Genomic DNA, 11,957 nt, shown 5'->3' with positions numbered 1-11,957 from the left:
CTTGCCCTCTTCCCCTAATATTGTTTTGCGTGTGTAAGCTTCTCCTGCTTAAATTCATAAGCTTTTTGAATGCTTTCTTTATTAGACACTTCGGCAACCCCAACATGCCACCAGCTGTCATATCCATCACTCATCGTCTTTGGAAGCACTTTCATTTCAATCAATGTGGACACCTTCTGATTTTTCGCATCCTCCAATGCCGCTTTTAACTCCTCAACTGTGTTCGCTCGGTAAGCTTTTGCGCCGTATCCTTCCGCTATTTTCGCGTAATCCACATTAAGGATTTGATTGTCATGCGTTCTAAATTCACAATAATAGCTGTCGCTTCCATGATCCATTTGCAAATTATTGATACAGCCGAATCCGGAATTATCAAAAAGCAGCACATTGATTTTGTGATTATATTGAATAGATGTGAGGAATTCCGAATGCAGCATTAGGAAGCTGCCATCCCCCACCAATGAGTACACTTCTTTCGTCGGATCAGCTAGTTTCAGACCTAACGTACCAGATACCTCATATCCCATACAGGAGTAGCCATATTCTAAATGATAGGTGTTTCGTACCGTCGGGTTCCATATACGCTGCAGGTCACCTGGAAGCGATCCCGCTGAACCAATAATGATACTGTCAGGAGCAATGGTGTCATTAATAGTAAGCAGCGCGGTCGTTTGTGCTAATTCTGTATTTAACGTATCTGCATATTCATTGAGTACTTCTTGAGAGAAATGATTTTTTACTTCAGGATCAAAATCCTCTCTGCTAAATGTTACTTTGCCTAGACGGTCGCGCTCCGCTGCCCATTCTTCTTTTAATTCCGTTATCGTGCCGCCAAACTCACTCGTATAGTCTTCTAATAGCGGTGCCAGCTGCTCTAACGTTGTTTTCGCATCTGCGACCACTTGAAACGCATCAAGCTTATACGCCTGCATTCGGCTGACATTAATATTCAGAAATTTCGTTTGATCAAATTGAAAAGCCGTTTTGGAAGAAGTCGCAAAGTCAGTATATCTCGTGCCGATTCCGATAATTAAGTCGGCCTGGCGCGCAGCTTTATTGGCTGACAGTGTTCCGGTTATTCCCATGCCGCCAAGGTTATTTTTAAATGTACTTTCTACAGTGGATTTGCCGGCTTGGGTTTCGACCAGCGGAATATTATGCCTTTCCGAAAGCGTTATCAATATTTCGTGTGCTTCTGAATATTTTGCACCGCCGCCCACTAGGATTACCGGCTTTTTGCTTGCTTTTATTAATTCAGCTGCCTCATTTAATTCACGTTCTGTCGGCAATTTCCGATCAAGATAATGGACACGATTGATAAAGAAGCTTTCATCAAAATCATACGCTTCCCCTTCAACATCTTGCGAGATGCAAATCGTTGCGGGGCCGGCTTTTGCCGGATCGGTCATGACTTCAAAAGCCCGCAGTAAACTAGACATCAATTGTTCCGGCCGGGTAATTCGGTCCCAATATCTTGAAACTGGCTTTAGCGCATCATTTGTCGTCACCGCGGCGCTATACTCTTGCTCCACTTGCTGCAACACTGGATCAGGCTGTCTGGTCGCGAAGGTATCACCTGGCAATAATAAGACAGGAATATTATTCGCCAATGCCGTTCCTGCCGCGGCTGTTAAATTAGCAGCGCCTGGACCGACTGACGTGGTCACCGCATAAATTTTTTGCCGCAGCATTTGTTTGCTATACGCAATCGCCGCATGGGCCATTCCTTGTTCGTTTTTTCCTTGGATGATTTTCAATCTTCCGGCCTCCTGCTCAAGCGCCTGGCCGATCCCTAATACATTGCCGTGGCCAAAAATATTAAATACGCCTTCAACAAAGGGGAATTCCCTTCCATCTACGTGAATGTATTGCTGGTTTAAAAACTTAACTAATGCTTGTGCTGTTGTTAGTCTAATGGTTTTCACGATTTTCCCCCACTCCTTATCTCAGTTGTTTCGCTTCAGAGTGTTTATTCAGCAGGTCCTCGATTTCTTCTTTCGATGGCATCGCTTCAGAGGAACTATGCTTGCTGACAACAATCGAAGCTGAAGCGCTTCCATACTTTAGAGCCGTTTCAATGTCTTTGCCGCTGAGTAAAGCATACAGAAAAGCGGAAGCATATGAATCGCCCGCTCCAAACGTTTTTAATACCTTCGTCGGATAGGCTTCACTTTTATATGTTTCGCCTGATTTTGTATAAGCATATGATCCTTCCACTCCATGTTTAATTACAATTAACTCTGGTGAATAGGCAAACAAATAGTCGGTGGTGCTCTCGTTTTGGCCGCCTGTTCTGTTTTCCATCGCATCGTATTCATCCCGGGTACCTATGACAACATTTGCCTGCTCTGCAACGAATGAATAATAAACGGCTGTTTGCTCTGGAGAATCCCATGAATATGGGCGGTAATCCAATTCAAATACTACTTTTATGTCATTTTTCTTAGCTATACTTACCGCTTTAAATACCGCTTCACGTGATGGGCTTTTCGATAAAGCAGTACCTGACACTAAGAGAAGTTTTGCTTTTTTTATATAGTCCTCGTTTACTTCTGACGGATCTAAATAAAGATCGGCTACATTTTCCCGATACATTAAAATGCTGCATTCTTCCGGACTTTTAATCTCTGTAAAGGTTAAGCCGCTTTTATGTCCCTCTTGATCTATGACGAGATTTGATGTATCAATTCCGCAATCACGCATGTATTTCTCAATAAATCGTCCATGCTGATCATCTGAAATTTTTCCGATAAAACCTGCTTTTAATCCCAATTTAGAGCTCCCTATAGCAATATTAGCCGGGGAACCACCCACGTATTTTGAAAATGTCATCGTTTCTTCCATTGGACGGTTATACTCTGTTGCATTCAGATCGATGCAAGCGCGTCCGATTGCGATAAGATCATATTCTTTTTGACTAGTAAATTCGTATTTCATCTCCGATCACTGCTCCTTCCCTGATTAGTTGCTTGCCAGTATCCATTCATGATCTGGATCATTGTGAAACTTCCACGTCCGCGTCGGTCCGGCCATTACATTTAAATAATAGGAAGTATAACCTGCAGGTACGCCGACCGGGTGATAGCCTTCCGGCACGATCACGACATCACCGTTCTCAACTGTCATCGTTTCATCCAACGATCGATCATCTGTATATACTCGCTGGAATACAAATCCTTGCTTTGGATTCATTTCGTGATAATAGGATTCTTCTAAAAATGACTCCTCCGGCAGGTTATCCCGATCATGCTTATGCGGCGGATAGCTGGACCAGTTTCCGCTTTCTGTAATGACTTCTACGACAAGCAAACTGTTCGCAGATGGATCTGAATCTGGCAAAATGTTGTGAACTAACCGTTTGTTTTGGCCATCTCCTCTGTTTTCAACTCCATTATCAGCAGCTCGAATCAGTTTGGTAGGCAATTGCTTCTCGGATGGTGAGTAGCATAAGGCAACTCGCGCCTGTGTCACCGCTTCCACTTCGAAGCCGCGATCGTTTGACACATACACACTGTCCGTCGGTATTTTTTCAAAAACACTTTCTCTCGTTCCTAAATTTTCAAACGTTTTTTCTTTATCAGTTACGTTGATTTTCCCTGTTACTGCCACGATGCAGCATTCCGTCTTCCCCAGTTCTTCTGAATACGTTGCACCGGGAACCAAATCGACAATTTTAAAGTCGACATATTTTAAAGAAGAATTTTCTGTGGTCACCTCATGGCAGATAGTAACACCTGGATTGATTTCTTTCGTTATCGGTTTTCGCAGCAAGTTACTCATTAGGTTGCCTCCCATTTCTTTCGTGGATTGGATCAACAGAAGAGAATTCTATTATTACAATACTAGGAATTCTCTCTGCAAAAGTTGTTTTATTCAAATGACGGGGATTTATAGCGTGCAGTCACGACTTTCTTCCGTGTATAGAAATCAACACTATCTTTGCCATTCGCATGCAACGTTCCAAAAAATGAAGATTTCCAGCCGGAGAATGGGAAAAACGCCATTGGAGCAGGGACTCCTAAATTCACGCCTAACATACCCGCATCTATATTTTCACGGAAATACCGAATGGCAGAAGCATTTGATGTAAAAATACATGCCCCATTAGCAAATTCAGATTGATTTGCAGTATCAACAGCTTCCTTCAAATTTTTCACACGAATGATTGATAAGAGCGGTGCAAAGATTTCCTCTTTCCAAAGCGTCATATCCGTTTTTACATTGTCGAAGATCGTTGGACCGACAAAGAATCCTTCATCTGAGATATTTGCACGGCCATCACAAAGCATGGAGGCTCCTTCTTCAATCCCTGTTTCGATATATTGTAAAGTGCGTTTTTTATTTTCTTCGCGAATAACCGGCCCTAAAAATACGCCATCATCAAGGCCATTACCCATCTTAATATTTTTCGCTGCTTCTGTTAGTCTTGCGATAAATTTATCAGCAATCCCTTCCTCTACAGTTACAACAGCACATGCCATACAACGCTCACCTGCCGATCCGAAAGCAGCACCAATTATATTCGTGATCGTTTCATCTAAATCGGCATCATTTAAAACAATCGTGTGGTTTTTGGCCCCTGTTAATGCTTGAACTCGTTTTAAATTTTCGCTGCCCCGTTTGAATACGTACTCTCCGACGGGTTTGGAGCCTACAAATGAGATTGCTTTCACTTCCGGATGATCCAATATTCCATTTACGACATCATGCGCACCGTAAACGACATTAAAAACGCCTTTTGGAAGGCCTGCTTCTGTAAATAATTCGACCAATTTTTCTGTCAATAATGGTGTTCTTTCAGATGGTTTTAAAATAAACGTGTTACCAAGCGCGATTGCCATCGGGAACATCCAGCAAGGCACCATCATCGGAAAATTAAAGGGTGCAATTCCACCGACAACTCCGACTGGATAACGGTAATTTGCTGCTTCTACATCTGTCGCAATAGAAGCTAGTGAATCTCCCATCATCAAGGACGGAGCGCCTGCAGCAAATTCGACATTTTCAATGCCACGCTGAACCTCGCCTAATGCCTCCGTTAAATTTTTTCCATTCTCAATCGTAATTAACTGAGCCAATTCTTCTTTATGTTTGGTTAATAGCTGCTGATAATTAAAGAGAATTCTTGCACGTCGTGGAACGGCTACCTTTTTCCATTTTTCGAACGCTGTCTTTGCAGCTTCTACTGCATAATCCAGGTCTTCTTTCGGCGAGAGTGGAACTTGTGCAATCACTTCTTTCGTTGCCGGATTATAGACATCCTCATAATGCGTCGCATTGCTCTCAACCCATTCACCATTAATATAATTTTTCATTTTCACTGTTACTGCTTGTGACACGTTTATTTCCCCCTTACACAGGTTGTTTAGAATTATTAAAAATAATAGCTGCCAAAGTTTCGTAAAGCTCAGAACAGGTATCTGGAAGGTTTTAAAAAACAAGTTCATTTATCTTGAATTATAAAAACACCACCTCTTCCCACCAACCATTGTTATATTTTGAGTATATATTGGTTACTTCTTATAAACATCATATAATTTAAAACGCTTTCAGTCAATTAAAATACAAACTTTTTGTATTATTTTTTATTTATTCTTCTTACAACATATCAGACAAAACAAGAACTCCCTTACTTTTCACGTTAAAATCAAAGAAATTGAATGTCGATCTATTAAAAAGAGACTGATAGATTTGAGCGACCCATAAGGAGAAAAATTTGGATTTTCAAAGGGGTTAAACGCTTTTCCCCAAAACATTCACTTTGATAAGAAGAGAAAATATAACGATAGATTTTCTTGTGTGCTTTTTATCGAATAAGTTGAAGTAATGTATTATTTGAAACCTGATTCCCCCTAACCTCGTCAAAACAATGAACGGTGATAAGGGGGAGAAAAAAGCGGGGACACCTATGAAAAGAGTATGGTAAAGATCAAGAATTAGAAGAGATTATGCATGTATATGGAGACGAGCTCGTGAACTCACATTTATGGAAATCTAAGAGTAAGGAAGGATGATAAGAAATGAAAAAGGTATTAGTTGGTACAGTCGCATTGTTATCATTAGCAGGGGTTTCTGGACAAGTTTCAGCAGCAGAAACTAGCACTGTGGGGGCTAAAAGTTCCCTTCAAGCACAAGCTGAAACACAGGTAGCAGCTGTCTCCTCTCAAAAAGGGGTAGCAAAATCAGAAACACGTCCCTCTTTGAGCATAGGTTCCAACTCTAGTTATGTGGATGATCTGCAGCAAATCCTTAAAGATTTGAAATATGATACAAGTGTGGATGGTATTTTTGGTCCTAAAACTCAAGCGGTGGTAAAACAGTTTCAAGCTGATCATAATCTATCTCAAGATGGTATTGTTGGTCCATTAACGTGGGCAGCGTTAGACCAAAATAAAGTAGAAAGACAACAATTTACCGTGGATGATGCGATTGCAATAGGTCAAAAAAAGCTAGGTAAAAACATTGTATTCGGTGGTGACGGTAGATTAGTAAAAGATAATAAAAAACAATCCTATTATCAACTCAAAGCGGCGAATAAGGACTGGATAGATGAAGGTGGTTCAGGCACAATTGGCTGGTTCCATATCTATAAGGACGGTCGCGTAGTAGAAGAATAAAGATAGAATAACATTTCGTTATAATGACTACGAACCAATGAAATTTATGAATTCCATGGGTTTTACTTTCACTCCTTATCATGTTTGTTATGGTAACAAAAAAACAGGTTGGGTGTCTTTTAGGTACCCAACCTGTCGGACAACTTATTCTTTGAATGAGCCGCATACTTTCAATGAAGGAATGCGGCTTCTGACTGTTTAAAAGTAAATAACTTTATTTGTATTAAACATTTGCAACATTTTCGGTGTATTTACATGTTGGATAGTTGGAACAACCAATAAATTGGCCATTTTTCGACTGCCTGAGCACCTGCCGAATTGCGGAATGCAAGGGGAAAAGGGTGGAGATTTTTCCCTTGAATGGGAAAGGAAGAAAAGTTTCTTTAAGCTACTAAAAGTGAGTTTAATCGTAGTGAATCCTGCCCTAGGCATGTTTTTATCAAATCGCATTTATTGCCCTAGATCGGGAATTTATACCTTAAACCTTCTTCCCGGTCAGAGGGCTCATTTCGTCAAACCTAGGATAAGAATATTGATGAAAATCTACTGTCTAAATCACCAAAAAATCCTTATACCCAATTCTCTTTCGCTTTATTACGTATCTCATCGATCAGAATCCGTGCACCTTCCGGACTTAATACAATGTTTCCATCGCCAAATTCCATGTTATTTTCGCTTACCTCTCCTGTTATCAAACAAGCTTTTACAGGACTGTATTTCTTTAGAATAATCTTATCTTTTTCAACAAAAATCTCGATCGGATCTTTAATTTGAATCCCTAGCGTACGACGCAGCTCCTTAGGAAGTACAATTCTTCCTAAATCATCAACTTTTCTTGTCACACCTGTAGCTTTCATCACTACATCCTCCAATTTTTTAAAGGGTATATTTTTATTAAATTCTATTATACCGATAAATTAGGAGATTGAATAGCAACATGTTTAAAAAGAATTCTAGTGTACTTGTTTCACATGCTGAAACTTCGGGAAATCTATTCCATTCTCTTAGAGAGCGGGGGCTTAACCAATTAAGCCACGTCTTGTTCTAACCATTAGAAGACTATGGATAAACCATAAAACACTTCATCATTTACACATTATCCCATTCATTTTTCTCCATTTTTGTGAAGGTTTAATATCACTGCTAAAATATTCTGAGATGATACTTTCTCAGATACATTTGTCGCAGGTGTATATTCCCATAAATGGGATAGATATCTAATATACTTGTAATCTCTATATACGTTCTAACAAGCTGATCAAATACCTGTCCAGCCGTTCCATTATTAGTTTGTCTGTCAGCCCTGTAACACCAAAAGCCGGCCAGCCGGGATATACTTCGGGCGGCCCATCTACTATATCCGCTAATGATAATATATCCCAATATGGATCGTACTTTACTTATAATACAGCCCCGCGGAATTTTGATAAGCTGATAAAAATAAATCAGCGGTTTGGATTCCGAATAACATAGCCAGGTTCACTCTGCAATGGCCAACGTCAATACCTGCCGGACCTTTACAAGAATTGACCCAATCGACAACGCCGCTCACTGTATTCTCTGACCACAATACATTGGTAGGATGGTAATCCCGATGGATGAAACACTCTTTCGACTCGGGACGTGGCCCCTTTAGTATTTCAATCGCGCTCTTCCATAAATCCGGGACACTCGACCAGCCTGGAATCTCCAGAGAAGCGATATCGTGATAGGTAAAGTATGTCCAAGGAAAGTCATCAGCTTCGATCGAATGAATCTTTACCAATGCATCTGCCAGCTCATTTACCCATCGGGTCATACTCTCCGGCCTTAATTCTACCGTCCCTTCCAGCTTCGTCATCAATACGGCCGGCACGCCGCATTCAATTCCCGTTTCATCAAATGCGATGATGTGGGGCGTCTGCACACCAGTCCGAGACGCCACCCGAAGACTTTCTGCTTCATGAAGCGCTAAGTCTGGTTCAGCACGCAGCCAGTCAGCATTGGTGAACAGACGCAAGACAAATTCTTTTTCTGAATGATCGGCTCCTACAGAAATCCTGTGAACCAGAGACGACATCCCGCCATGAAGTTCTTGAATCGATTGTATGGAAGCATCAGGGCCAACAGATTGGATGACCCATTTTAACACACGATCCGGCAGCATATGTCCAGAAGCTTTCTTCATTGAAACGTTTTCTCCCGAATAGCATCGGCCTCTTGAATACTCTCTTTTAACCAGATTGGCGCCTTTTCATGATGAAAAATTTCTTCAGCAGTCATCCAAAAGACAGATTCTACTTCATCCGGACTTTTCGCAAAAGGCTTCCCTTCATCAATTTCACACAAAAACACGATATCGATCACCTCTCGGTCGTTATCAATTACAAACGAAGTGTTTCTAACATACATTAGATTTTTCACTGTGATACCTACCTCTTCATACATTTCCCTTTTCAACGTTCTTTCTAATAGATCATTGGAATCTCCTTCCTGATCTACTGTACCGCCAACAAGAGAAAGAAGGCCGCCGGCGTGTGCTTCCTTAGAGCTGCGTTCAATGACCAGCCATTTGTTTTCTTTACATATTGCTCCTTCTACGTTTATGATAAACATCATTTCCCCACTCCTTTTACTTGCATTCTTTTACCTTCGCTTCGAAGAGAAAGAAATCCTTCAAGTAGGAATGATATATAAGTGAAGGAATTAAGCTGCAAATCGCGAATCGTAAATAAGGAGCCACAGCTTCTTTTCTCACCGCATTTGACGTGGGGATCGGTATAGGGGCAATCATACTTGGCTGGGTTTCGCAATATACTGGGTATCGGGGCCTGTTCATAGTCAGCGCTGTGTCTGTTGTTGTCTCTTTGTTGATTTTTATTGTTTTCATAATGCGGCTACCTAAGAGATCAGGTTTCTGAAAAAATTGAAGGGGTGAGAAGGATGAAAAGTAAAATCACAATGATTTTACGTATTGTATTTGGACTTATGCTTTTAGCTTCTGGTTCGATTGTTGTATTCAACTTGGTGCCTCCGATGGAATATCCTGATCCTGTGGCGAATAATTTTTTGATGGCTCTTGAAAACACTGGATATATTCTGTTCATCGTCGGTTTATTGAAGCTTCTTGTTGGTTTATCGTTAGTCATCAATCGCTTTGTTCCTCTAGCGCTTGTTATCTTCATGCCTATTACAGTAAATATGATTTTGTTTCACGCATTTCTGGACATTACCACCATTCTTCCTTCACTGATCATTGGTTTTCTAAATGTTTTCCTTCTTTTTTCAAACATAGAGAGCTATCGTCCGCTTTTCAAACCAAAAAATAATTATTTGCGAGCGAGAGATTAACTTATCCTCCTTTAAAAATCCACATGCATAGCAGGTTATGCGTGTGGATTTCTTCTTTTAATTCTGACTTGAGATCTTTCGGGGCTTATAGTTGATTACATCTGAGGAATAAATTCCGATCACAACCATTCCTCCAATTGTTTTGGCACGTATTAGAATCGGTTGGTTATAAATGTTTTTAAATGAAAAATCGGGACCATACCAGCTTACGGTTGCGTCACGGCCAGGCGGAACATAGGGAACCTTCTTGCTGTGGGAATAGCGTTGGGTAATTTGAACGCCCGCGCTGTCAATGGCATTGAATAAGGTTGAAGACACTTGGCAAATCCCACCGCCGATATCTTCTGCCATTTCACCTTTTACGATGACAGGCGCCCTCATGTATCCTTTGCTTTCTGTTCGCTTGCCAACCACTTGATTAAAGGAGAACTTTTCTCCAGGGAAAACAACAGAATTATTTATTGCATCGACAGCAAGAATAATATTGTGAGTACGGTTTTTGTTATTCTTATTGAAGTACGTCACGTATTGGCCAATTTTTTGAATCCGTATATGAGAAAGCAATTCACTGTCTACTTTTGGATTTATCGGAAGCAACGGAACATCTAATTCTTTTGATCCGTTTGCGTACAGATAGGAAGTAAACTCTTCTCTGAATTTTTTTCGATAAAGCTTATAGCCTGCTTCGCCTGGCACTATTCCCCCATGGTCATTCAATACTGCATTTACAGGCTCGTGATAAATTTTTTGGTTAAGTGTTTCAATAAACTGATTGTATTTATTCTCATCAATGATCGGCACCCCAAACAGCGGTGTTGTCAAATCGGCTCGATTAACAATGGCTACCGTCTGCCCTTGATGGCTTATTGTTAAATTGTCAGGAGTATTCATTTGGTGAACCATTAATAAAAGCCCGGCAATCCATGCTAGCCGCATAAAGCAACCTCCTGATGATACGTAAAATGAATAAGATATGTATAACTTTAGAATGATTTTAAATGTGATTGTTTATGTATACCTTTTATATCCAGAAAATAACGTAAAAAAAGAGCGCCCCTATCTTAAAGGAGCACTCCTGTCTTTTTATATTTTAATATCGACTTTTGACTGTTTCTTAAGCTCTTCAACCTTTGTTACAAGCTTTTCTTGTTTCTTTTGCTGCTCAAGCTGTTCTTTGATTTTAGGTTTTATTTCCTCTAGTTTTGGAGGCTTTTGACCTGTGCTGTTTCCTTGCTGGGAAATTTGATCATAGTATTGTTGAATTTCTTTGTCAGTTGCTTCATCTACTTTTATTTCTTTATCAACATACTTTTGGAATGTAATGCTTTCAGCAAATTGAGCTTTAAGCTTGTCAGCATCTAAACCTGCTTGTTTTACAGCATCGTTAAATTCTTTCTCACTTTTGTATTGTTTCTTGCTTTCTTCTAGTTGTTTGTTTACTTCATCATCAGATGCTTTATAGCCTTTTTTATCCGCATCTTGAATTAGAAGCGTTTGTCCCACCAAGCTGTTGATAGTTTGTTCTTTTATTTGCTTTGCCGCTTCTTCGGACGTTGGATCTTGTCCCATTTGTTGAAGCTGGGATTGTGATGAAGCTAGTACAGCATTGTAGTCACTGCCCAAAAGCTCCTTGTCATTTACAATAGCAACGGTTTTGCTATCTTCAATTTTTTGCTGCTCCATTTTCTTTTGCATTTCTTCCATTTGCTTTTGCTGATCCTGCTGTTGCTTTTGCTGATCCTGCTGATCCGCTTGAGCAGTATTTTCATTTTTATTCTCTTTTGGTTTATCACCTTCAGCATTGGATGAGCATGCAGTTAGTGCAAAAGCCAACAATCCTATAAATAATGGAAATATCAATTTTTTCATGATTTTTCTCCTTTCGTAGCTAAGAAGTATAATTTCCTATTGCGAGAAAATCATCTAGTGCGCATTTTATATGATATTGGCATAAAAATAAACCATTTCTGCCTATTCCCCGGATCTGTAATAGAATTGAAAGGTTTTTGT

Annotated in this window: 13 protein-coding genes; 2 read left to right on the top strand and 11 right to left on the bottom strand. The window is 40.2% G+C overall.

Annotated elements, in window-relative coordinates; translation table 11 throughout:
* Window positions 1-14 precede the first annotated feature (14 nt).
* The 4 genes from iolD to iolA form a co-directional block, all read right to left on the bottom strand.
* Window positions 15-1,928 (bottom strand): 3D-(3,5/4)-trihydroxycyclohexane-1,2-dione acylhydrolase (decyclizing), encoded by a 1,914-nt coding sequence (gene iolD, locus AM592_RS20105; protein WP_053605420.1) that lies wholly within the window; start codon window positions 1,926-1,928, stop codon window positions 15-17.
* A 13-nt stretch (window positions 1,929-1,941) separates the two neighbouring features.
* Window positions 1,942-2,937 (bottom strand): 5-dehydro-2-deoxygluconokinase, encoded by a 996-nt coding sequence (gene iolC / locus AM592_RS20100; protein WP_053605419.1) that lies wholly within the window; start codon window positions 2,935-2,937, stop codon window positions 1,942-1,944.
* Window positions 2,938-2,961: 24 nt separating this feature from the next.
* Window positions 2,962-3,780 carry a 5-deoxy-glucuronate isomerase gene (gene iolB / locus AM592_RS20095; protein ID WP_053605418.1) on the bottom strand — a complete coding sequence of 273 codons (819 nt, stop codon included), beginning with the start codon at window positions 3,778-3,780 and terminating at the stop codon, window positions 2,962-2,964.
* A gap of 89 nt (window positions 3,781-3,869) precedes the next feature.
* Entirely contained in the window at window positions 3,870-5,315 is a 1,446-nt protein-coding gene (iolA, locus tag AM592_RS20090; RefSeq protein WP_053606191.1) for a methylmalonate-semialdehyde dehydrogenase, read from the bottom strand.
* 705 nt (window positions 5,316-6,020) lie between these two features.
* On the opposite strand from iolA, the gene AM592_RS20085 reads away from it, so the two are divergent.
* Window positions 6,021-6,617 carry a peptidoglycan-binding domain-containing protein gene (locus AM592_RS20085; protein WP_082364234.1) on the top strand — a complete coding sequence of 199 codons (597 nt, stop codon included), beginning with the start codon at window positions 6,021-6,023 and terminating at the stop codon, window positions 6,615-6,617.
* A gap of 223 nt (window positions 6,618-6,840) precedes the next feature.
* Here AM592_RS20085 and AM592_RS25410 read toward each other — a convergent pair whose 3' ends face one another.
* From AM592_RS25410 to AM592_RS25255, 5 genes are all read right to left on the bottom strand, one after another.
* Window positions 6,841-6,927: a topoisomerase DNA-binding C4 zinc finger domain-containing protein gene (locus AM592_RS25410; protein WP_225970412.1), complete on the bottom strand. Its 87-nt coding sequence runs from the start codon at window positions 6,925-6,927 to the stop codon at window positions 6,841-6,843.
* Window positions 6,928-7,186: 259 nt separating this feature from the next.
* Complete coding sequence (locus AM592_RS20080; RefSeq protein ID WP_053605417.1) at window positions 7,187-7,474, bottom strand: AbrB/MazE/SpoVT family DNA-binding domain-containing protein; 288 nt, start codon at window positions 7,472-7,474, stop codon at window positions 7,187-7,189.
* Window positions 7,475-8,013: 539 nt separating this feature from the next.
* Entirely contained in the window at window positions 8,014-8,784 is a 771-nt protein-coding gene (locus AM592_RS20075; protein ID WP_225970289.1) for a phosphotransferase family protein, read from the bottom strand.
* Complete coding sequence (locus AM592_RS20070) at window positions 8,781-9,212, bottom strand: NUDIX hydrolase (RefSeq protein WP_053605416.1); 432 nt, start codon at window positions 9,210-9,212, stop codon at window positions 8,781-8,783. The genes AM592_RS20075 and AM592_RS20070 overlap by 4 nt, the downstream gene beginning before the upstream one ends.
* Before the next feature lie 16 nt (window positions 9,213-9,228).
* On the bottom strand, window positions 9,229-9,486 hold the full coding sequence (locus AM592_RS25255; RefSeq protein ID WP_148564354.1) for a hypothetical protein: 258 nt from the start codon (window positions 9,484-9,486) through the stop codon (window positions 9,229-9,231).
* A 53-nt stretch (window positions 9,487-9,539) separates the two neighbouring features.
* Between AM592_RS25255 and AM592_RS20065 the strand changes: the two genes are divergently transcribed.
* The gene (locus tag AM592_RS20065; protein ID WP_053605415.1) at window positions 9,540-9,947 is read left to right on the top strand and encodes a DoxX family membrane protein; all 408 of its coding nucleotides are present in this window, start codon (window positions 9,540-9,542) and stop codon (window positions 9,945-9,947) included.
* A gap of 57 nt (window positions 9,948-10,004) precedes the next feature.
* Here the strand turns inward: AM592_RS20065 and AM592_RS20060 are convergent, their stop codons facing one another.
* On the bottom strand, window positions 10,005-10,883 hold the full coding sequence (locus AM592_RS20060; RefSeq protein ID WP_053605414.1) for a VanW family protein: 879 nt from the start codon (window positions 10,881-10,883) through the stop codon (window positions 10,005-10,007).
* A gap of 147 nt (window positions 10,884-11,030) precedes the next feature.
* Window positions 11,031-11,816: a SurA N-terminal domain-containing protein gene (locus tag AM592_RS20055; protein WP_053605413.1), complete on the bottom strand. Its 786-nt coding sequence runs from the start codon at window positions 11,814-11,816 to the stop codon at window positions 11,031-11,033.
* Window positions 11,817-11,957 lie beyond the last annotated feature (141 nt).

This window comes from Bacillus gobiensis (assembly GCF_001278705.1).
Classification (GTDB): Bacteria; Bacillota; Bacilli; order Bacillales; family Bacillaceae; genus Bacillus; species Bacillus gobiensis.
The sequence above is the reverse complement of the archived record's forward strand: the minus strand, read 5'-3'. Positions and strand labels throughout refer to the sequence as shown.